This is a genomic window from Curtobacterium sp. NPDC086286 (genome assembly GCF_044746255.1).
Classification (GTDB): Bacteria; Actinomycetota; Actinomycetes; order Actinomycetales; family Microbacteriaceae; genus Curtobacterium.
Genome location: NZ_JBIVBW010000003.1, coordinates 273,395 through 293,993 on the forward strand (window position 1 = coordinate 273,395; position 20,599 = coordinate 293,993).

Consider the following 20,599-nt stretch of genomic DNA (forward strand, 5'->3'; position numbering starts at 1 on the left):
CAACCCGGCCACGGCCCGCGTGCACGTCGACCACCTGCAACTCACGGACTTCCGGAACTACCGGGAGGCCGAGGTCGACCTCGCACGCGGGCCGAACCTGTTCGTCGGCCGGAACGGACAGGGCAAGACCAACCTCGTCGAGGCGATCGGCTACCTCTCCACCCTCGGATCGCACCGGGTCCCGACGGACGCGGCACTCGTGCGGCAGGGCTGCGACGCGGCGATCGTCCGCGCTCGGCTCGCGCACGAGGACCGCAGCATCCTCGCCGAGGTCCAGATCAACCGCACCGGCTCGAACCGGGCGCAGGTGAACCGCTCGGCCATCAAGCCCCGCGAGCTCCCGCGCTACTGCACGAGCGTCCTCTTCGCTCCCGAGGACCTCGCGCTGGTCCGGGGCGAACCGGCCGGCCGACGCCGGATGCTCGACGAGCTCCTCGGGCAGATCGCCCCGCGCATGCAGGGCGTCCTCGCCGACTACGACCGGACGCTCCGGCAGCGCAACACCTTGTTGAAGTCGGCCCGGGCGACCGGTGCGAAGGCGGGTTCGCTCGCGACGCTCGACGTCTGGGACGAGCGTCTCGTGGCGTTCGGCGCCGAGATCATCGCCGCCCGTGACCACCTCACCCGGCGGCTCGCCCCGTTCGTGGCCGAGGCCTACGCGACCGTCGCCGGCGAACGGCACGAGGCGTCGATCACCGGAGTCCTGAGCGTCCGCGGCGGCGACCCGGAGGACGCGGCCGCAACGGATCCCGTCCTCGGGACACCCGACGAGCCGGTCACCGTCACCGCGGCTGCCGATGCGTTCCGAGCAGCACTCGAACGGCGTCGACGCGACGAGCTCGACCGCGGCCTGACGCTCGTCGGTCCGCACCGCGACGACGTCCTCTTCCAGCTGAACGGGTTACCGGCCCGCGGCTACGCCAGTCACGGAGAGTCGTGGTCGTTCGCGCTCGCCGTGCAGCTGGCCAGTGCGTCGATCCTCCGCGCGGAGTCGAGCCTGGGCGATCCGATCATCATCCTCGACGACGTGTTCGCCGAGCTCGACGAGTCCCGCCGGGAACGCCTGGCCGGGGCGGTCGCCGACTACGAGCAGGTGCTCATCACCGCGGCGGTGTTCGGTGACGTGCCCGAGCAGCTTGCCGCGCACACGGTCCGGATCGAAGCGGGCACGATCGTGACCGACGAGGCGGAGCCGAGCCGCGCCTCCAGTCCGACCGAGAACCCGGGAGCCCACCCGGCGGAGGCCGACGTCTGATGCCGAAACCGTCGAGACCCACCGAGCCCTCGCGGGTCTACCGGCACCTCCGCGCCGTCTTCGGCGACCCCTCGAAGCGCGGCGTCGACGCGCGCCGGCGCCGCATGAAGGGACTCGACCCCGACTCCGTGCCCTACGGTCGCGGTCGCGAGCCCGCCGGACTCGGCGACGTCGTCGGCTCGCTCGCGCAGGAACTGGGCTGGACCGAGCCCCTCGCCCGGTCCGAGCTCTTCGTGGACTGGCCCGCCGTGGTGGGCGAGGAACTCGCGAAGCACTCCCGACCCATGACGATCGACGACGGTGCACTCGTCATCCGCTGCGACTCGACGGCCTGGGCGACCCAGCTCCGACTGATGCGCAGCACCGTCACGACGACCATCGCCGAGCGGCACCCCGAGGCGGGGGTGCAGTCGATCCGGGTTTCGGGCCCCGACGCCCCCACCTGGAAACGCGGTCCCAGGACGGTTCAGGGGCGCGGTCCCCGCGACACTTACGGGTAGGGCGACGAAATCGTCCGGGAGGACGAAAAAAGGCCGTCCACGGCCGGAATCCGCCCTCGGAGGAGGGGGTCCTGCGGTAGACTGAGAGGTGCAGTGCGCGGGTGTTCCGCGCGCAGGCAGGAGCACCTTCGAATGACATCCGGATCTGACGACGACCGACAGAACTCGTCCGGCGAGGCGACCCCGCAGAGCGATCCAGCGTACGGCGCAGACCAGATCCAGGTGCTCGAGGGACTCGAAGCCGTCCGGAAGCGTCCGGGCATGTACATCGGGTCGACGGGTCCCCGCGGTCTGCACCACCTCGTGCAGGAGATCGTCGACAACTCCGTCGACGAAGCACTCGCGGGCTACTGCGACACGATCAACGTCACCATCCGCGAAGACGGCGGCGTCCGTGTGGTCGACAACGGCCGTGGCATCCCCGTCGGGATCCACGCTGCCGAGGGCGTCTCGACCGTCCAGGTCGTGCTCACCGTCCTGCACGCCGGCGGCAAGTTCGGCGGCGGCGCGTACGCGGTGTCCGGTGGTCTGCACGGCGTCGGTTCGTCGGTCGTCAACGCGCTGAGCTCAGAGCTGGACGTCGAGGTCCGCCAGCAGGGCCACGTCTGGCGCCAGAGCTACACCGACGGCGTCCCGGTCGCGCCCCTGTCGAAGGACGAGGAAGACGACGGCCACGGCACCACGATCACCTTCTGGCCGAACGCCGACATCTTCGAGACCGTCGTCTTCGACTACGAGACCCTGCGCACGCGCTTCCAGCAGATGGCCTTCCTCAACAAGGGCCTGCGGATCACCCTGACCGACGAGCGCACCCCGGCCGAGGGTGAAGAGGCACGGCACGACTCCTTCCTCTACGAGCGCGGGCTCGCCGACTACGTCGAGTACCTCAACGCCCAGAAGAAGGCCGACCTGGTGCACCCGGACGTCATCGGCTTCGAGGCCGAGGACCCGGAGCGCAAGATCGCGCTCGAGGTCGCGATGCAGTGGAACACCTCCTACCAGGAGAGCGTCCACACCTTCGCGAACACGATCAACACGCACGAGGGCGGCACCCACGAAGAGGGCTTCCGCGCGGCGCTGACGTACCTGGTCAACAAGTACGCGCGCGAGGCGAAGATCATCAAGGAGAAGGACGACAACCTCACGGGTGACGACATCCGCGAAGGACTGACGGCCGTCATCTCCGTGAAGCTCGGCGAACCGCAGTTCGAGGGGCAGACGAAGACCAAGCTCGGCAACACCGAGGCGAAGGGCTTCGTCCAGCGCGTCGTCGGCACCGAGCTCACCCACTGGTTCGAGAGCAACCCGACGCAGGCCCGCGACGTCGTGCGCAAGGCGATCCAGGCCTCGCAGGCCCGTCTCGCCGCACGCAAGGCACGCGAGACCACCCGACGCAAGGGCCTCCTCGAGTCGGGCGGCATGCCCGGCAAGCTCAAGGACTGCCAGTCGAAGGACCCGACGGTCTCCGAGATCTTCATGGTCGAGGGTGACTCGGCCGGTGGTTCCGCCGTGCAGGGTCGCAACCCGATGACGCAGGCGATCCTGCCGCTCCGCGGCAAGATCCTCAACGTCGAGAAGGCCCGCCTCGACCGTGCCCTGGCCAACCAGGAGATCCAGTCGATGATCACGGCGTTCGGCGCCGGCATCGGCGAGGACTTCGACCCGGACAAGGCCCGGTACCACAAGATCGTGCTGATGGCCGATGCCGACGTCGACGGCCAGCACATCACGACCCTGCTCCTCACCCTGCTGTTCCGCTACATGCGGCCGCTCATCGAGCGCGGCTACGTGTACCTCGCGCAGCCGCCGCTCTACCGCCTGAAGTGGTCGAACTCGGCGCACGAGTACGTGTTCAGCGACCGGGAGCGCGACGCCCTGATGCAGGCCGGCCTCGCCGCCGGCAAGCGCATCCCGAAGGACAACGGGATCCAGCGCTACAAGGGTCTCGGCGAGATGGACTACAAGGAGCTGTGGGACACCACGATGAACCCGGACACCCGGACGCTCCTGCAGGTCACGCTCGAGGACGCCGCCGCGGTGGACAGCGTCTTCGCGACGCTGATGGGTGAGGACGTCGAGTCCCGTCGCCAGTTCATCCAGCAGAACGCGAAGGACGTCCGGTTCTTGGACATCTGATCCTGGCCCGGAGGCGCGGCGTGAGTCGCGCGGACCAGTCCTGACCACCTGTGGTCGCGCCCGGCGCGACTGACGGAACCACAGCCTCCAGGCTGTCCAGAAAGGGAACGAAGCCACATGGCTGACGACAACGAGAACGGCGCCGACGAGCAGCCCGAGATCGTCCACGGCGACAGCGGGGACATCGTCGTCTCCGGTGACCGCATCTCGCAGGTCGACCTGCAGCTCGAGATGCAGCGCTCGTACCTCGACTACGCGATGAGCGTCATCGTCGGTCGTGCCCTGCCCGAGGTCCGTGACGGACTGAAGCCGGTGCACCGCCGCGTGATCTACGCGATGTTCGACGGCGGCTACCGTCCCGACCGGGCCTTCTCGAAGTGCTCGCGCGTCGTCGGCGACGTCATGGGGCAGTTCCACCCGCACGGCGACAGCGCGATCTACGACGCCCTCGTCCGCCTGGTGCAGCCGTGGTCGCTCCGGTACCCGCTCGCGCTCGGCCAGGGCAACTTCGGGTCCCCGGGCAACGACGGTGCCGCTGCCCCGCGGTACACCGAGACCAAGATGGCACCGCTCGCCATGGAGATGGTCCGGGACATCGACGAGGACACCGTCGACTTCCAGGACAACTACGACGGTCGCACGCAGGAGCCCGCGATCCTGCCGGCACGCTTCCCGAACCTGCTGGTCAACGGGTCCGTCGGCATCGCGGTCGGCATGGCGACGAACATCCCGCCGCACAACCTGCGCGAGGTCGCTGCGGGCGCCAAGTGGGCGCTCGAGCACCCCGACGCCACGCGTGAAGAGCTCCTCGGCGCGCTCATGCAGCGGATCAAGGGCCCGGACTTCCCGACCGGGGCGCAGATCCTCGGCACGAAGGGCATCCAGGACGCCTACCGCACCGGTCGTGGCTCGATCACGATGCGTGCGGTCGTCAACGTCGAGGAGATCCAGGGTCGCACCTGCCTCGTCGTCACCGAGCTCCCGTACCAGGTGAACCCCGACAACCTCGCGATCCGCATCGCCGAGGGTGTGAAGGACGGCAAGCTCGCCGGCATCGCGGACATCCGCGACGAGACCTCGGGTCGTACCGGTCAGCGTCTCGTCATCGTGCTCAAGCGCGACGCCGTCGCCAAGGTCGTCCTCAACAACCTGTACAAGCACACGCAGCTGCAGGAGAACTTCGGCGCGAACATGCTCGCGATCGTCGACGGCGTGCCCCGCACCCTCGCGCTCGACGGGTTCATCTCGGCGTGGGTCGACCACCAGATCGACGTCATCGTCCGCCGCACCCAGTTCCGGCTGCGCGAGGCCGAGAAGCGCGCCCACATCCTCCGTGGTTACTTGGCCGCGCTCGACGCCCTCGACGAGGTCATCGCGCTCATCCGCCGGTCGCCCGACGTCGAAGAGGCCCGCACCGGCCTGATGGACCTGCTGTCCGTCGACGAGATCCAGGCGCGCGCGATCCTCGAGCTCCAGCTCCGTCGTCTCGCCGCCCTCGAGCGGCAGAAGATCCACGACGAGGCCGAGGAGCTCGAGCGCAAGATCGCCGACTTCCAGGACATCCTGGCGTCGGAGACCCGTCAGCGCACGATCATCGGCGACGAGCTCGAGGAGATCGTCGAGCGGTTCGGCGACGACCGCCGCAGCGAGATCCTGCTCGGCTTCGACGGCGACATGTCCATCGAGGACCTCATCCCCGAAGAGGAGATGGTCGTCACCATCACCCGCGGCGGGTACGTCAAGCGGACGCGCAGCGACAACTACCGGTCGCAGCACCGCGGCGGCCGTGGGGTCAAGGGTGCGCAGCTGCGCGCCGACGACATCGTCGAGCACTTCTTCGTGACGACGACGCACCACTGGCTCCTCTTCCTCACAGACAAGGGGCGGGTCTACCGCGCCAAGGCCTACGAGCTGCAGGAGGCCAGCCGCGACGCCAAGGGTCAGCACGTCGCGAACCTGCTCGCCATGCAGCCGGACGAGCAGATCCAGCAGGTGCTCGACATCCGCGACTACGAGGCGGCGCAGTACCTCGTGCTCGCCACGGCGCACGGTCTCGTGAAGAAGACCCCGCTCACCGAGTACGACACGAACCGCACCGGTGGCATCATCGCGATCAACCTGCGCGACGGCGACACCCTGGTGCAGGCACTCCTCGTCGACGAGCACGACGACCTCCTGCTCGTGTCGAAGCACGGCATGTCGCTGCGCTTCACCGCGACGAACGACACCCTGCGCCCGATGGGTCGATCGACCTCCGGCGTGAAGGGCATGTCCTTCCGCGACGACGACTCGCTGCTCGCAGCCCGGGTCGTCTCGGACGACGGCTACGTGTGGGTCATGACCGAGGGCGGCTACGCCAAGCGCACGTCGGTCGACCAGTACCGCGTGCAGGGCCGTGGCGGTCTCGGCATCAAGGTGGCCAAGCTGGCCGCTGACCGGGGCGACCTTGTGGGTGCTCTCATCGTGGGCGAGGACGACGAGGTGCTCGTCGTGCTGCAATCGGGCAAGGTGGTAAGGTCTGCCGTGGCCGAGGTGCCCGCCAAGGGTCGCGACACGATGGGTGTGGTCTTCGCGAGGTTCGCGGAGAACGACCGGATCATCGCGGTGGCCCGGAACACAGAGCGGAACCTGGACGACCAGGACGACGCCGAGATCGAGCCTGCGGGCCCGGTGGAGACGGTCAGCCCGGACGAAGCGGCCGCCGACCCCGCCGACACAGTGCCCACGGACACCGTGGCCGGAGAGGACCAGTCAAGCAATGAGTAGTGTCGCCGAGAAGCTCCAGAAGAAGGCGAAGCGGCCCGTCGGCACCCGTCAGGTGCGGCTGCGGCTCGTGTACGTCGACTTCTGGTCGATGGTGAAGCTCAGCTTCCTCATCGCCCTGGCCGGCTCGATCGTGATCGTCGTCGCCACCGCGCTGGTGTGGGTCATCCTGAACCAGACCGGTGTCTTCACCCAGATCGACGCCCTGCTGAAGGACGTCACCGGGCAGAACAACTACTCGATCATGGACCAGTTCTCGCTGGGCCAGGTGCTCGGGTTCTCCATCGTCGTGGGCATCCTCAACGTGGTCGTCGGCACCGTGCTCGGCGCCATCGTGAGTGTCCTCTACAACCTCAGTGTGCGGATCACCGGCGGCTTGCTCGTCGGCTTCACGAACAACTGACACTCCCGGGCCGGATGGGCCGACCGCCTCGATTTCGTTCTGCGAGATCCGTACGGTAGGCTTTCATCCGGTCTGAGGGGCTATAGCTCAGGCGGTTAGAGCGCTTCGCTGATAACGAAGAGGTCCAAGGTTCAAGTCCTTGTAGCCCCACCACTTCCTCCGACACTCCGTACGATGGGTGTCACGGGGCCTTAGCTCAGTTGGTAGAGCGCCTGCTTTGCAAGCAGGATGTCGGGAGTTCGATTCTCCCAGGCTCCACTCCCTCGGCGTGAGCGATGCTCCGCTCGTTCCTCGCTTCGCCTCGCTCGGTCGTCGTGTTCGTCGGCGCCTTCGGCGCGCCGCTCCGCGATCGGTTCCGTTGCGCGACGTTCTCGCGTCGTGGGACCGGTCGGTTTCGGGCTCGAGGTGTGCCGATTGTGGCATCTCGCGCCGGCTTGGCGGCCGTTTGCGGGACCTCGGTGGACGTGAGCGGCGCGTCGTGCGACCGCGACACGGCTCCGGGTGGACCCCGGTGGACGTGCGTGGCGGGTCGTGCGACCTCGCCGCGTGGCGGGGTGGGCCGAACGCGACGGCGGACGGGAGGCGCGGGGCGGGGCCGACCCGCGCCTCCCGTCCATCGCCGGGCCGACGCCGGGCCGGCGAGTGGGCACGACATGCCGTGCGTCGGGCGTCGAGCGGGCACGAACGGCCGCTTCGGCGCGGTGAACGGGACGTATTCTGCCCGCTCGCCGCTCCGGCCAAGCCCTCGAGCCGCTGGCCCACGGACGACGAAGGGCCCCGGCGCGTGCCGGGGCCCTTCGTGCGAACCGGGAGGTCAGACGGCAGGCTTCTCCGCCGTGTCAGCGTCGTCGGCGACCCACAGGTCGTCGTCCGCGCGGAGCGTCTGGTACGCGGCGTAGGCGGCGCCCGCCACGGCCACGACACCGACCACGATCAGCGCGACACCGCCGAAGCCGATGCCCTTCTTCTGGTGCGGCACGTACTTCTCCGCAGCCTTCTTGGCCTTCTTGCCCTTCTTCTGGGCGTTCTTCACGATCTTCTTGACGCGGGGGTCCTTCGCGAGGTCACCCACGCTGAGGACCGAGCCCGCCGTCGCGACGAGTCCGGGGACGACCTCGGACTGGAAGCGGTGCGAAGCATTCTGCGCTGCACTCGTGGCAGCGTGCACCCCCGTGGCGACAGCCGGACGGATGCCGTTGTCGATCGCGTTCTGCACTCGCGGAGCGATGTCCTTGCGAGCGGTGTCCACGGCGTGGGACCGCGCCTCCGCAAGGATCGCGTTCGCGTGCTCGAGGACCTTGCGCTGCTCGCCGAGGAGCGAGGCGGTCTGGCCCTTGAGCTTCTTGATCTGCTTCCGGCGCTTGCGCGGGATCTCGATCGTCGTCATCTGGTACCTCCATCGGAACGGCGTGACCCCATCCTGCCACCGCAGTGCCTGACAGGTCACGGAGCCTCACCTGTGTGATCCGTCTGACCGTCAGCAGTACATGCGAGAATCGGAACATGTCTCTGCACACCGCTGTCGCAACGATCCACACGAACAAGGGCGACATCCGCGTCAACCTGTTCGGCAACCACGCTCCGAAGACCGTCAAGAACTTCGTCGACCTCGCGACGGGCAAGCAGGAGTGGACCCACCCCGGCACCGGCAAGGTCTCGACCGACAAGCTGTACGACGGTGTCGTCTTCCACCGCATCATCAAGGACTTCATGATCCAGGGCGGCGACCCGCTCGGTCAGGGCATCGGCGGACCGGGCTACCGCTTCGACGACGAGATCCACCCGGAGCTCACCTTCCAGAACCCGTACATCTTCGCCATGGCGAACGCCGGCATCCAGGGCGGCCGCGGCACCAACGGCTCGCAGTTCTTCATCACCACGGTGGCGACGCCGTGGCTGCAGGGCAAGCACACCATCTTCGGCGAGGTCGCGGACGACGAGTCCCGCGCGGTCGTCGACGCGATCGAGGGTGTGGCGACCGACGGCCGTGACAAGCCGCTCGAGGACGTCGTCATCCAGAGCATCGACGTCGAGGACGTCTGAGCCACCACGTGACCGATCAGGCGTACAACCCGAACAACACCTGCTACCGGCATCCGGACCGGCAGAGCTTCGTGCTCTGCCAGCGCTGCGGGCGGACGATCTGCCCGGAGTGCCAGACGCCGGCGGCGGTCGGGGTGCACTGCCCTGAGTGCGTGCGCGAGCAGCGTGCGCAGTTCCAGGCGAACCGTCGGGCGTCCGGAGGCCCCAGCGGGCTGACGGTCGCCCGGAGGCGCTTCGCCATGCTTGACCAGAAGGCGACGGTCGTGATCGTCGCCGTCTCGGTCGCGATCTGGTTGCTCGACCAGGTCTCGGGCGGGTTCTTCACGAACCTGTTCGCCTACAACTCGCTGCTCCTGCCCTCGCAGCCGTGGCGAGCGGTGACGGTGCTCTTCGTGCACTCGGGCCTCTTCCACATCCTGTTCAACATGTGGGCGCTGTGGATCTTCGGCCGGATGCTCGAGAACATGCTCGGGGCGTGGCGGTTCCTGGCGCTCTACTTCATCACCGGGATCTTCGGGTCGATGCTCGTGACGTTCCTGGCCCCCGGCACGTGGGTGGTCGGAGCGTCCGGCGCGATCTTCGGGCTGTTCGCGGCGTTCTTCGTCCTGCAGCGCAGTCTCGGCAACAACGCCGTGCAGCTGCTGGTCATCATGGGACTCAACCTCGTCGTGGGGTTCCTGCCGGGCACGAACATCTCGTGGCAGGCGCACGTCGGCGGGATCATCGGCGGCTTCGTGGTCGGTTTCGTGTTCGCACGGACCCGCAACATCCGCCAGCGTCCGCTGCAGATCGCACTGCTCGTGGCCGCCGCGGTCGTGGGCATCGCCTTGACCGCCGTCGGGTACGCGGTGACGATCGGCTGACAGCCGCACAGCCGCACAGCAGCACCACCGGACGCCCCGTCGCTCAGCGGCGGGGCGTTCGTGCGTCCCCGGGGGCTTTTCCACACGTGCACGACTGAGTTGTCCACAGCTGTGGAGAACGCGGTGAGTTACACGCATGTGATTATCCCCACTGTGGAGTCCGCTGTGGATAACTCCGGGACGGGGGTGTGGATGGGTGTGTGGAGAGTGTGGAGAACTGTGGAGAACGCGCGCGGAGGTGGGGACAAGGGCCACGGCGGGGCGAGTTCACTGTGGACAACGGCACGAACGACGACGCCCGCCGCACCAGCAGGTGCGACGGGCGTCGAGAGGTGTGTGGCCGGGGTGCTACCGCCAGCGCGTGGTCATCAGGAAGCCGACGAACATGATGCCGAAGCCGATGAGGATGTTCCACGAACCGAGGGACGGCACCGGCAGGGTCGTGTTCGAGATGTAGAAGACGATCACCCAGGCGAGGCCGATGAGCATGAAACCGAACATGACCGGCTTGAACCACACGGGGTTCGGCTGGTCCCCCGCGGTGTCGACCGAGTCGGCTCGGGTCGTCCGGGCGGGCTTGGTGCGGTCCTTGTCCTTGGCCATGGCCGGTATCCTACCGTGACCGCGGGTGTGGGAAGCCTCTCAGCCCGCCTCACACATCCCCCACGAGTACGGTGAACCGACCATGACCAAGATCCTCGTCGTCGACAACTACGACAGCTTCGTCTACACGCTGAACGGCTACGTGCAGCAGCTCGGGGCGGAGACCGACGTGGTCCGGAACGACGCCTTCCCCGCGTCCGAGATCGCCGACCGCATCGCCGAGTACGACGGTGTGCTCCTGTCTCCCGGCCCCGGGACGCCCGCGGACGCCGGCGTCTCCGTCGAGACCGTGCACGCCGCCATCGCCGCGGACAAGCCCCTGCTCGGTGTGTGCCTCGGCCACCAGGCCATCGCCGAGGCGCTCGGTGCGACGGTCACCCACGCCGAGGAACTCATGCACGGCAAGACCTCGCAGGTCGACCACGACGACAGCCCCCTCTTCGCGGGCGTCCCGCATCCCTTCACGGCGACGCGGTACCACTCGCTCGCGATCGTCGACGGCACGGTCCCCGACGAGCTCACCGTGACGGCCCGGACCGGTGGCGGCGTCATCATGGGCGTGCAGCACCGCGAGCACCCCGTGTACGGCGTGCAGTTCCACCCGGAGTCGGTCCTCACCGAGGGCGGCTACCGGATGGTCGGCAACTGGCTCGAGACGACCGGCCTCGCCGGTGCAGCGGAACGCGCTGCGGGCCTGAACCCGCTCATCGCGGCTCACCGGGCCTGACAGCGGCGGGCCACTGACGCGACCGCCCTGCGGGACGGTCGGGACGTGGCGGGGTCGAGCCGCGCCTCCGGGAAGGCAGGCCGGCACGACGCCGGACGGGAGGCGCGGCGCACCCCCGCCGCGGAGCATCCGTCAGGACGCGGACAAGTCACTGACCGTCGTCGCCGCCGTCTTTACCACCGTCGGCGGGTGCATCCGTCGCTGGCGGCTGCGAGGGCTGCGCCGAGCCGGCGCAGTACGTGAGCGTCACGGTGCTGCCCTGCGCGATGTCGCCGGCGGGGGCGCTCTGCTGCGTCACGGTACCGCCGATGCACGAGTAGGACGGCGCCGGCGTGACCTTCAGCCCCAGCTGGGCGAGGGTCGCGTTCGCCGTGGAGAACGGCTGCTGGGTGACGTTCGGCAACTCGACCTTGCCGTTCGACACCGTCAGGTTCACCACCGTGCCCTTGGTGTGCTGCGACGAGGCGGCCGGATCGGTGCTCATGACCGTCCCCTCGGGCACGTCGGGCGAGTAGTCGGAGTTGATCGCACCGACGGCGAAGCCCGCCTGCTCGAGGGTCTTCTGCGCTGCGTCCTGCGCCTGCCCCGCGAGGTCCGGGACGGCGACCTGTTCGGGGCCGAGCGAGACGATCACGCGGACGTTCTGCTTGCGCGCGACGTTCGTGCCGGAGCCGGGCTCGGTGCGGATGACCGATCCCCGGTCGACGTCGTCGGAGTTCTCCTCGACCTTGACGGGGACGAGGTCCTTCTTGCCGAGCGCGGAGGCCGCGGAGTCGTAGGTCGCACCGACGACGTTCGGCACGCTGACCGAGGACGTGACGGGAGGCTTGCCCGGACCGAGGTTCGCGACGAAGAACACGACCGCCACGATGACCGCCGCGGTCAGGATGATGCCGACCCAGATCCAGGCGACGGGCGGCCGGTTCTGGGTGCGCTGCGGGCGGTGCTCGGCGGTGTCGTCGTCGAGCTCGCGGAAGGCCACCGCGGGGTTCGAGGTCGTCCGGGGGTTCACCCCGAACAGCACGGTCGAGGCGTCGTGGGCGGCCTGCTGCTGCAGCTTGCGGGTCGACGCGGGGACCTTGCCCGCCGCGGCCTGCTGCAGTTCCGTCCGGAACTCCGCCGCGTTCTGGTAGCGGCGCGTGCGGTCCTTCACCAGGGCGTGCAGCGTGACCGCGTCGAGCGCCGGCGAGACCTCGGGCGTGAGGGACGACGGCGCGACGGGCTGTTCGCTGACGTGCTGGTACGCGACGGCGACGGGGGTGTCGCCGAGGAACGGCGGGCGGCCGGTGAGCAGCTCGAAGAACACGACACCGGTGGAGTAGACGTCGGTACGGGCGTCGACGGTCTCGCCGCGGGCCTGTTCCGGGGAGAAGTACGACGCGGTACCGAGGATCGAGGTCGTCTGGGCGACCGTCGCGGAGGTGTCGGTGATGGCGCGGGCGATGCCGAAGTCCATGACCTTCACCTGGCCGGAGTGCGTCACCATGACGTTCGCGGGCTTGATGTCGCGGTGCACGACGCCGGCACGGTGGGAGTACTCGAGCGCGGTGAGGATGCCCTCGGTGATGCGCACGGCTTCGTCCGGGGCGACCGGGCCCTCGCCGATGATGTCGGAGAGCGGACGGCCCTCGACGTACTCCATGACGATGAAGGGCACCTGCACCTCGGCACCGGAGGTCTCGGTGACGGTCTCTTCGCCGGCGTCGTAGACGCGGACGATGGTGGGGTGGGCCACGCGGGCGGCCGCCTGGGCTTCCTGGCGGAAGCGCGTGCGGAACGCCGGGTCGTTGGCGAGGCTGGGCTTCAGCAGCTTCACTGCCACCTTGCGTCCGAGCCGGGTGTCGTTGCCCAGATGCACAGTGGCCATGCCGCCCCGACCGATGACGTCACCGATCTCGTAGCGGTTGGCGAGGAGGGTGATCCCCGCGGTCACACCTTCTGGCACGTACTCCTCCGAATGTCCGTCCGGGCAAGTGTACGGCAGGCTTCGCTGGTGAGAGGCTGGTGACGGGGGGCTCGACCGAACCGTTACGCAACGGTGTCGCGAGCCCCCGTCCGGGGGTCGGTCAGTTGCCGTCCTGCGGGCCAGCGCTCGGGTTGTTGCCGTCGGTCGGGTCGGTCGTCGGCTCGTCCGTGGCCTGCCAGGCGTCACTCGACGCGGCCTCGGACGCAGCCGACGCCGCGAGGTTGCCGCACGTCACGGTGTAGCTCAGCGAGGCCGAGGTGTCGATCTTGTCGATCTGCACGGTGACCGATCGGTGGTCGGCGTCGAGGGTGCCCGAGGTCTGGCTCGAGGCGTCCTTGCCGCCGGTGATCGTGTACGCGTACGACGACACGGTGTACCCGGTCGGGCACGTCGCCGCCGCCCAGCTGAAGGTCACCACGCCGTCGGCGGACACCGCACCCGGGGACGCCGAGTTCGGCTGGTTGACCGTCGGCTGCGCCGTGTACTGCTGCAGCACGACGAGCGAGCCGGGCGCCAGGCTGCCGGTGGGGCTGATCGACTGGACGGTGTTCGCCTGCTCGGGCTTCGGGGCGGGGTCGCCGTCCTCGACGCGGGAGGTGAGGTTCAGCGCCTCGAGCTTGGCCTGCGCGTCGGCGACCGACAGCCCGACGAAGTCCGCCGAGTTCACGGTCACGCGCGTCTCGGTCGGAGACGGCGTCGGGGTGTTGGACGGCTTCGGCGTCGCGCTGCGCGTCGTCGCGGACTTGGTCGGCTCCGGCTGACCGTTGCTGTTCAGGGCGAACGCGCCGACGACACCGGCGATGATGAGCACCGCGACGATGCCCACGACCCACCAGATCCAGGCGCGCTTCTTCTTCGGTTCCTCGTCCTCGCCGTCGACCGGCGAGCCCGGGGTGCCCGGACCGCCCGCGACCGCACCGGCCTGGGTGCCGATGAGCGCCGTCGCGGCGTCGTTCCCCGGCGTCTGCGGCGGGTTGAACGCCACCGTGCCGCCGGCGGCGATGGCCGGGACGGCGACGGTGGCGGCCGCGACGTCCCCACGGCGGAGCGCCTGCGCCGCACGGGCCAGGTTCGCCGCCGTCGCCGGACGGTCGGCCGGCTTCTTGGCGATGCACGACATCACGAGGGCGGACACCGGCTCCGGGATGTCCCCGGGGAGCGCCGGCGGCTGCTCGTTGATGTGCGCCATGGCGATCGCGACCTGCGACTCGCCCGTGAACGGGCGACGGCCCGCCAGGCACTCGTACGCGACGATGCCGAGCGAGTAGATGTCGGTCGACGGCGACGCCGGGTGCCCACTCGCCTGCTCCGGCGAGAGGTACTGGACGGTGCCCATGACCTGTCCGGTCGCGGTGAGCGGCACCTGGTCGGCGATGCGCGCGATGCCGAAGTCGGTGATCTTGACGCGGCCGTCCGGCGTGATGAGCAGGTTGCCCGGCTTGATGTCGCGGTGCACGAGCCCGACGGCGTGCGCGGCCTGCAGGGCGTTCGCGGTCTGCGCGACGATGTCGAGGACCTTGTCGACCGGCAGCGTGTGCTCCCGCTCGATCATGGTCGAGAGCGCCTCGCCGGGGACGAGCTCCATCACGAGGTAGGCGCTGCCGTCCTCCTCGCCGTAGTCGAACACGTTGGCGATGCCCTCGTGGTTGACGAGCGCAGCGTGACGGGCCTCGGCGCGGAAGCGCTCGAGGAAGCCCGGGTCGCCGAGGTACTCGTCCTTGAGGATCTTGAGTGCGACGGTCCGGCCGATGACGAGGTCGGTGGCCTGCCACACCTCTCCCATGCCGCCGATGGCGACGCGGGACGAGAGTTGGTACCGCCCACCGAAGGTGAGTCCGCTGGTGGGTCTCATTTGTTCAGCACCGCCTCCATGACTTTCTTCGCGACCGGGGCCGCGACCGTGTTGCCGACTCCGGACTGCCCGAGTCCGCCGCCGTTCCCGACGACGACCGCGACGGCCACCTCCGGGTCCTTCGCCGGGGCGAAGCCCGTGAACCAGAGTGTGTAGGGATCGCCCGTGCCACCTTCGGCCGTGCCCGTCTTCCCTGCGACGTCGACACCGTCGATCTTGGCATTGGTGCCGGTCCCCGAGCTGACGACGCTCTGCATGGCCTCGGTGAGGTCACTCGATTCGGAGGCCGAGAGCGGGTCGCTGTACTGCTTCGGGGAGAAGGACTCGACGGTCTTCAGGTCGCTCGTCGTGATCGAGTCGACGAGCGAGGGCTGCATGACCTTGCCGCCGTTCGCGATGCCGGCGGAGACCATGGCCATCTGCAGCGGGGACACGCGGACGCTGGCCTGGCCGAACGAGCTCAGCATGAGCTGCGCGGTGTCGTCGCTGACGTCGGGGTACTGGCTGGCGGTGGCGCGCATCGGGACCTCGATCGCGTCGCCGAAGCCGTACTTGTCGGCCATGCTCTTGATCGCGTCGTAGCCGAGCTTCTGGCCGAGCTCCGCGAAGGGGATGTTGCACGAGTACTGGATCGCGGTGCGCAGCTTGACCTTGTCGCCGCCGCCGCACGAGCCGCCCTCGGCGTTGTTGATGTACGTGCTCGTCCCGGGCAGCTGCAGCCGCGACGGGTTCGGGAACTCGGAGTCGAGGTTGTACTTGCCGCCCTCGAGCGCCGCGGACGCCACGACGAGCTTGAAGACCGAGCCGGGCGTGTACAGGTCGCCGCCGATGGCCCGGTTCTGCAGGGGCTTCGCGGCGTTCGACTCGAGCGCCTTGTACTGGTCGATGACGTTCTGCGTGTCGTGCGACGTCAGCGTGTTCGGGTCGTAGCTCTGCTTCGACACCATCGCGAGGATCTTGCCGGTCTTCGGCTGGATCGCGACGACGGCGCCGGTGTTGTCGCCCAGTGCGTCGTACGCGGCCTTCTGGACGTCGGGGTCGATCGTCAGGTTGACGTTGTCGCCCTGGACGTCCTGGCCGGTCAGGATCGCGTTGAGGTTCTGGAAGAACGAGGCGTCGGAGTTGCCGGAGAGCACGGTGTTCTCGGCGCCCTCGATGCCGGAGTTGCCCTGGCCGATCGTGAAGTACCCGGTGACGGCCGAGTACAGGTCGCCGTTCGTGTACTTCCGCTGGTACTGGTACTGGTCGTCCACCGGGGTCGACTCGGCGATGGGACTGCCGTTGACGAGGATCGCGCCGCGCTTCGTGGAGTAGCTGGCGAGGATCGTCCGGGAGTTCCGCGAGTCCGCGCGGAGGGAGTCGGCCGAGAAGAACTGGATGGAGGTCGTCGACACGAAGAGTGCGACGAACATGAGCACGATGACGGTCGAGACACCGCGGAGCTGTCGGTTCACCGGCTGCGCTCCTTCCTGGTCGTCCCGCGACCACGAGCAGCCGGGATCGCACCCTGCTGCACGCGCTGTTCGGCGGGGATTGCATCGGTCAGGCGCAGCAGCATCGCGGCGATGATCCAGTTGGCGACGAGGGACGAACCACCGGCCGCCATGAACGGCGTCGTGAGGCCGGTGACCGGGATGACCCGGGTGATGCCGCCGACGACGACGAACACCTGCAGCGCGATGATGAAGCCGAAGCCCACTCCGAGCAGCTTGCCGAAGTCGTCCTGCGCCATGAACCCGACGCGGAGGCCTCGGGACGCCAGGATGATGAACAGGGCGAGGATCGCGAAGACGCCGATCAGGCCGAGTTCCTCACCCAGGGAGGCGATGATGTAGTCCGCGTTGGCGACCGGGGTGATGTACGGACGCCCCTGGCCGAGACCGGTGCCCGTGATCCCGCCGTTCGCGAAGCCGAACAGGCCCTGCACGAGCTGGTAGCTGCCCTGGGTCTGCCTGGTGAAGATCTCCTGGTTGAACGGGTCGAGCCACTGCTCGAACCGGCCGTGCACGTAGACGAGCACGGACTGCGCGACGAGCGCGCCGCCGACGAACAGCACCAGCCCGATGAGGACCCAGCTCAGCCGCGCCGTCGCGACGTAGATCATCACGAGGAACAGGCCGAAGTAGAGCAGTGCGGTGCCGAGGTCGCGCTGGAAGACCAGGACGCCCATGGCCGCGGCCCACATCACGAGGATCGGCCCGAGGTCGCGCGCCCGCGGGAACGTCATGCCGAGGAACTTCCGGCCGACGATCGACAGCGAGTCCCGTGCGGTGACGAGGTAGCCGGCGAAGAACAGCGCCATCGTGATCTTGGCGAGCTCGCCCGGCTGGAAGGTGAACGAGCCGAGCTTGATCCAGACCCGCGCGCCGTTCACGTTGAGTCCGATGCCCGGCAGCATCGGCAGCAGCAGCAGCGCGATCGTCAGGAACATGAAGATGTAGCGGTACCGCTGCAGGAACCGGTGGTTCCGGACGACGGAGACCGTGATGATCGCCAGGACCATCGCGAGCATCGTCCAGACGATCTGCTTCACGCCGATCGCGCCCCAGCCGGTCAGGCCGTTGTGGACGTCGATGCGGTAGATCTCGGCGATCCCGATGCCGTTCAGCACGAGTGCGACCGGCAGGATGAACGGGTCGGCGTTCTTCGCGACGATGCGCAGCACGACGTGCATCACGAGCGCGAGCCCGAGGATGCCGGCGCCGACCCAGAGCACCGAGGTGTCGAACAGCTTGCCCTTCGTGCCGAGCTGCACGAGGACCATCGCGCCGGCGCAGATGCCGCACGCGATGACGAGCAGCACGAGCTCGAGGTTGCGGGCGCGGGCGGGTTCTCGCAGCTTGATCGTGATCGCCTGCGTGAAGGACTGGGCGGTGGCGCTGCTCATCGCTTCGCCCCTGGTGACGGTGACGGCGACTTCGTCGGGGACGAGGAGGGCGTCGGGGACGGCGATCCGCCGTCTCCGCCGGTGCCCGCCTGGTCCTGCCCGGTCTCGGCGGCCTTCCGCAGCCGGTCGACGATGTCACGGGCGTCGTCGAGCGACTGCGCGTTGATCGTCGAGCGGACGTTCTCGCGGGTGTACTCCGGCAACCCGGACACCGAGATGTCGGTGTCCTCGTAGACGTCGGACAGCGCGATCGGCCCGATCGACTGCTGCACGCCCTTGTAGATCGCGACGGTGCCGCGGTCGGTCCCCACGTAGTAGTGGTCCTGGATGATCCGCCAGCCGAGGAAGACGGCGCCGACGAGTGCAGCGACGGCCACGATGAGCGCGATGGTCCACGAGACACGACGGCGGATCCGGCGACGGCGGTCCTCGGCGATGAGCTCGGCGAAGAACTGGTCGGACTCGGGCTCGAAGTGCGAGTCCTCGGGGGCGGTCGTGACCTTGAGCGGGTGGAGCAGGATCGTGGGGAGGCGGATCGGCTTGCGGCCGGTCGACGCCTCGAACGTGAGCGGTGCCGCCGCGGAGCCGACCGTGGTGGCCGCATCGTCGTCGTCATCGGGCTCGGTGTCGGTGACGTCCATCACGACGACCGTCACGTTGTCGGGAGCGCCGTGGTCGAGCGTCTCCTTCACGAGGCGCTGCGTGACCTGGTTCGCGTCCATGTTCGACGCGAGCGCGTGCCGGATGCGCTCTTCGGCCAGGTACGACGAGAGTCCGTCGGAGCAGAGCAGCCAGCGGTCGCCCGGCTGGATGTCCATGATGGCGGTGTCGACCTCCGGCGCGGCGTCGACGTCGCCGAGCACCCGCATGAGGACGGAGCGTCGCGGGTGCACCGCGGCCTCTTCAGGCGTGATCCGGCCGCTGTCCACGAGCCGCTGCACGAAGGTGTGGTCGGACGTGATCTGCTGGAGCTCGCCGTCGCGGTGCCGGTAGATGCGCGAGTCGCCGATGTGCGCGATGGCGATCTGTTCGCCGACCCGGATCATCGCGGACACCGTGGTGCCCATGCCGGTGAGCTCCTGGTGCTCGAACACCGTCTCGGTGATGAGCTGGTTCGCCGCGATCAGCGCCGACTGCAGTGCGAACTCGGCGTCGTGCGCCGACGGGAACTCGCGGTCGACCTCCCGGATGCGGCGGATCGCGATCGCCGAGGCGACGTCACCGCCCGCGTGTCCGCCCATGCCGTCGGCCACCGCGAACAGGTGCTGTCCGGCGTAGCCGGAGTCCTGGTTGTTCGCGCGGATGCGTCCGACGTGGGACACAGCGGCGCTCAGCGTGCGAGCGGTCATCCCGGGTTACCGCCGCAGCTCGAACGTCGTCGTCCCGATCGTGATCGGCGTCCGCTCCGCGATGATCACGGGAACGGTCACCTTCTGACCGTTGACGAACGTGCCGTTCGTGGACTCGAGGTCGGTGAGGAGCCAGCCGTCGGCCCGGAGGTCGAGGCGGGCGTGGTTGGTGGACGTGTAGTCGTCGCGGATGACGACGTTGGACTCGCTCGACCGGCCGATCGTGATCGGGCCGCCACCGAGCGGCATCTCCATGCCCTCGCGCGAGCCCTCGGTGATCACGAGGCGGGTCGCAGCCGGCGTGGCGGACTGCTGCGCCCCCGTCGCTTGACCGATGAGGTCCGTGAAGGCACCGGCCGACGCGGCGGCCGGGGCCGCTGCTGCCGGCACCGCGGGGGTCGTCGGACCCGACGCACCGGCCTTCGGATCGGTGGGGATCGTGCGCACGCGTTGGCCGAACAGATCGCTCCGCAGGGCGAAGACGATCACGAACACGAACAGCCAGAGCACCGCGAGGAACGCGAAGCGCAGGACGAGCAGGGTCAGCCCTGTGGTCACCTGGTACCTCCGTCGTTCTCGGGTATCACCCGGAACACCATACGGGTACGACCGATCTCGATCGTGGAATCCGGCTCCACGATGGCCTGCTGGAAGCGCTCACCGTTCAGTTTCGAGCCGTTCGTCGACCCGAGGTCGTTGGCCTGGGCGTGCTTGCCGTCCCAGATGACCTCGACGTGCTTGCGGCTCGTGCCGGTGTCGGCGACGGTGATGTCGGCGTCCGTCCCGCGACCGATCACGGTGCGACCACGCTGCAGCTTGTGCCGCTGCGAACCGATGTCGAGCACCGCGACCCAGGCGACGTCGCGCTGCACCGTCGTCGAGTCGATCTGCAGGATCCCGGTGGAGAGGGTGCCGTCCTGCTGCAGGCGGATCGTGACCGGTCCGGAGAAGGAGTAGTTCTGCGCGACCGCGTGCTGCTGCACCATCTGCGAGAGCTCGTCGACGAGCGGCCGACCGATGTCGTTCATGCGCGTGTAGTCCGGCGGCGCGAGTCGCACCGTGAACTCGTTCGGCACGAGGATGCGTTCGCGGGAGACGACGGCTGCCTTGGTGTCGAGCTCGCGGCGGAGGGCGCTCGAGATCTCGACGGGCTGCACGCCGGAGCGGAAGGTCTTCGCGAACGCGCCGTTCACGGCGCGCTCCAGCCCTCGCTCGAAGCTGTCCAACAGGCCCATGGGTCTCCAGTGTTCTC

Annotated in this window: 17 protein-coding genes and 2 tRNA genes; 10 read left to right on the forward strand and 9 right to left on the reverse strand. The window is 68.8% G+C overall.

All coding sequences use genetic code 11. The annotated features are described in order from the left end of the window. The first annotated feature begins 19 nt into the window (after positions 1 to 19). The 7 genes from recF (at position 20) to ACIPKM_RS07225 (ending at position 7,315) form a co-directional block, all read left to right on the forward strand. Positions 20 to 1,255: a DNA replication/repair protein RecF gene (recF, locus tag ACIPKM_RS07195; protein WP_402736461.1), complete on the forward strand. Its 1,236-nt coding sequence runs from the start codon at positions 20 to 22 to the stop codon at positions 1,253 to 1,255. Then, positions 1,255 to 1,755: a DUF721 domain-containing protein gene (locus ACIPKM_RS07200; RefSeq protein ID WP_402736462.1), complete on the forward strand. Its 501-nt coding sequence runs from the start codon at positions 1,255 to 1,257 to the stop codon at positions 1,753 to 1,755. Before recF ends, ACIPKM_RS07200 begins: the two co-directional genes overlap by 1 nt. Positions 1,756 to 1,887: 132 nt before the next feature. Beyond that, the gene (gene gyrB, locus ACIPKM_RS07205) at positions 1,888 to 3,891 is read left to right on the forward strand and encodes a DNA topoisomerase (ATP-hydrolyzing) subunit B (RefSeq protein ID WP_070417464.1); all 2,004 of its coding nucleotides are present in this window, start codon (positions 1,888 to 1,890) and stop codon (positions 3,889 to 3,891) included. A 117-nt stretch (positions 3,892 to 4,008) separates the two neighbouring features. Beyond that, positions 4,009 to 6,657: a DNA gyrase subunit A gene (gyrA, locus tag ACIPKM_RS07210; protein ID WP_070417463.1), complete on the forward strand. Its 2,649-nt coding sequence runs from the start codon at positions 4,009 to 4,011 to the stop codon at positions 6,655 to 6,657. Further along, positions 6,650 to 7,057: a DUF3566 domain-containing protein gene (locus tag ACIPKM_RS07215; protein WP_070417462.1), complete on the forward strand. Its 408-nt coding sequence runs from the start codon at positions 6,650 to 6,652 to the stop codon at positions 7,055 to 7,057. The genes gyrA and ACIPKM_RS07215 overlap by 8 nt, the downstream gene beginning before the upstream one ends. Positions 7,058 to 7,133: 76 nt before the next feature. Further along, positions 7,134 to 7,210: transfer RNA gene (locus tag ACIPKM_RS07220), tRNA-Ile, on the forward strand. 32 nt (positions 7,211 to 7,242) lie between these two features. Further along, positions 7,243 to 7,315: transfer RNA gene (locus tag ACIPKM_RS07225), tRNA-Ala, on the forward strand. A 556-nt stretch (positions 7,316 to 7,871) separates the two neighbouring features. Here ACIPKM_RS07225 and ACIPKM_RS07230 read toward each other — a convergent pair. Beyond that, positions 7,872 to 8,444 (reverse strand): hypothetical protein, encoded by a 573-nt coding sequence (locus ACIPKM_RS07230; RefSeq protein WP_083403102.1) that lies wholly within the window; start codon positions 8,442 to 8,444, stop codon positions 7,872 to 7,874. Positions 8,445 to 8,560: 116 nt separating this feature from the next. On the opposite strand from ACIPKM_RS07230, the gene ACIPKM_RS07235 reads away from it, so the two are divergent. Both ACIPKM_RS07235 and ACIPKM_RS07240 read left to right on the forward strand, forming a co-directional pair. Beyond that, positions 8,561 to 9,100 (forward strand): peptidylprolyl isomerase, encoded by a 540-nt coding sequence (locus ACIPKM_RS07235; protein WP_070417461.1) that lies wholly within the window; start codon positions 8,561 to 8,563, stop codon positions 9,098 to 9,100. An 8-nt stretch (positions 9,101 to 9,108) separates the two neighbouring features. Further along, positions 9,109 to 9,963 carry a rhomboid family intramembrane serine protease gene (locus tag ACIPKM_RS07240; RefSeq protein WP_071294232.1) on the forward strand — a complete coding sequence of 285 codons (855 nt, stop codon included), beginning with the start codon at positions 9,109 to 9,111 and terminating at the stop codon, positions 9,961 to 9,963. Positions 9,964 to 10,311: 348 nt separating this feature from the next. Here the strand turns inward: ACIPKM_RS07240 and ACIPKM_RS07245 are convergent, their stop codons facing one another. Then, positions 10,312 to 10,566, reverse strand: a complete 255-nt coding sequence (locus ACIPKM_RS07245; RefSeq protein WP_070417459.1) for a cell division protein CrgA — start codon at positions 10,564 to 10,566, stop codon at positions 10,312 to 10,314. An 82-nt stretch (positions 10,567 to 10,648) separates the two neighbouring features. Here ACIPKM_RS07245 and ACIPKM_RS07250 point away from each other — a divergent pair, with 82 nt between their 5' ends. Continuing rightward, positions 10,649 to 11,293, forward strand: a complete 645-nt coding sequence (locus tag ACIPKM_RS07250) for an aminodeoxychorismate/anthranilate synthase component II (RefSeq protein WP_070417458.1) — start codon at positions 10,649 to 10,651, stop codon at positions 11,291 to 11,293. A 148-nt stretch (positions 11,294 to 11,441) separates the two neighbouring features. On the opposite strand, the gene pknB is transcribed toward ACIPKM_RS07250, so the two are convergent. The 7 genes from pknB to ACIPKM_RS07285 all read right to left on the reverse strand — a co-directional run bounded on the left by pknB (position 11,442) and on the right by ACIPKM_RS07285 (position 20,582). After that, positions 11,442 to 13,238, reverse strand: a complete 1,797-nt coding sequence (pknB, locus tag ACIPKM_RS07255; RefSeq protein ID WP_402736463.1) for a Stk1 family PASTA domain-containing Ser/Thr kinase — start codon at positions 13,236 to 13,238, stop codon at positions 11,442 to 11,444. 121 nt (positions 13,239 to 13,359) lie between these two features. Continuing rightward, positions 13,360 to 15,111, reverse strand: a complete 1,752-nt coding sequence (locus tag ACIPKM_RS07260; RefSeq protein WP_071294234.1) for a protein kinase domain-containing protein — start codon at positions 15,109 to 15,111, stop codon at positions 13,360 to 13,362. Beyond that, the gene (locus tag ACIPKM_RS07265) at positions 15,108 to 16,565 is read right to left on the reverse strand and encodes a penicillin-binding protein 2 (protein WP_071294235.1); all 1,458 of its coding nucleotides are present in this window, start codon (positions 16,563 to 16,565) and stop codon (positions 15,108 to 15,110) included. Before ACIPKM_RS07265 ends, ACIPKM_RS07260 begins: the two co-directional genes overlap by 4 nt. Beyond that, positions 16,562 to 17,998, reverse strand: coding sequence for an FtsW/RodA/SpoVE family cell cycle protein (locus ACIPKM_RS07270; RefSeq protein WP_070417454.1), 1,437 nt, complete (start codon positions 17,996 to 17,998; stop codon positions 16,562 to 16,564). The genes ACIPKM_RS07265 and ACIPKM_RS07270 overlap by 4 nt, the downstream gene beginning before the upstream one ends. Beyond that, positions 17,995 to 19,347: a Stp1/IreP family PP2C-type Ser/Thr phosphatase gene (locus ACIPKM_RS07275; RefSeq protein ID WP_071294236.1), complete on the reverse strand. Its 1,353-nt coding sequence runs from the start codon at positions 19,345 to 19,347 to the stop codon at positions 17,995 to 17,997. Before ACIPKM_RS07275 ends, ACIPKM_RS07270 begins: the two co-directional genes overlap by 4 nt. A 6-nt stretch (positions 19,348 to 19,353) precedes the next feature. After that, complete coding sequence (locus ACIPKM_RS07280; RefSeq protein WP_070417452.1) at positions 19,354 to 19,905, reverse strand: FHA domain-containing protein; 552 nt, start codon at positions 19,903 to 19,905, stop codon at positions 19,354 to 19,356. Further along, entirely contained in the window at positions 19,902 to 20,582 is a 681-nt protein-coding gene (locus ACIPKM_RS07285; protein ID WP_070417451.1) for a DUF3662 and FHA domain-containing protein, read from the reverse strand. The genes ACIPKM_RS07280 and ACIPKM_RS07285 overlap by 4 nt, the downstream gene beginning before the upstream one ends. Between the last annotated feature and the right edge of the window lie 17 nt (positions 20,583 to 20,599).

Excerpts from the sequence above, each read along its gene's own strand:
- ACIPKM_RS07200 (WP_402736462.1), top strand. The coding sequence starts at position 1,255 with ATGCCGAAACCGTCGAGACCCACCGAGCCCTCGCGGGTCTACCGGCAC.
- gyrB (WP_070417464.1), top strand. The coding sequence starts at position 1,888 with ATGACATCCGGATCTGACGACGACCGACAGAACTCGTCCGGCGAGGCG.
- gyrA (WP_070417463.1), top strand. The coding sequence starts at position 4,009 with ATGGCTGACGACAACGAGAACGGCGCCGACGAGCAGCCCGAGATCGTC.
- ACIPKM_RS07215 (WP_070417462.1), top strand. The coding sequence starts at position 6,650 with ATGAGTAGTGTCGCCGAGAAGCTCCAGAAGAAGGCGAAGCGGCCCGTC.
- ACIPKM_RS07230 (WP_083403102.1), bottom strand. The coding sequence starts at position 8,444 with ATGACGACGATCGAGATCCCGCGCAAGCGCCGGAAGCAGATCAAGAAG.
- ACIPKM_RS07235 (WP_070417461.1), top strand. The coding sequence starts at position 8,561 with ATGTCTCTGCACACCGCTGTCGCAACGATCCACACGAACAAGGGCGAC.
- ACIPKM_RS07245 (WP_070417459.1), bottom strand. The coding sequence starts at position 10,566 with ATGGCCAAGGACAAGGACCGCACCAAGCCCGCCCGGACGACCCGAGCC.
- ACIPKM_RS07250 (WP_070417458.1), top strand. The coding sequence starts at position 10,649 with ATGACCAAGATCCTCGTCGTCGACAACTACGACAGCTTCGTCTACACG.
- ACIPKM_RS07260 (WP_071294234.1), bottom strand. The coding sequence starts at position 15,111 with ATGAGACCCACCAGCGGACTCACCTTCGGTGGGCGGTACCAACTCTCG.
- ACIPKM_RS07270 (WP_070417454.1), bottom strand. The coding sequence starts at position 17,998 with ATGAGCAGCGCCACCGCCCAGTCCTTCACGCAGGCGATCACGATCAAG.
- ACIPKM_RS07275 (WP_071294236.1), bottom strand. The coding sequence starts at position 19,347 with ATGACCGCTCGCACGCTGAGCGCCGCTGTGTCCCACGTCGGACGCATC.
- ACIPKM_RS07285 (WP_070417451.1), bottom strand. The coding sequence starts at position 20,582 with ATGGGCCTGTTGGACAGCTTCGAGCGAGGGCTGGAGCGCGCCGTGAAC.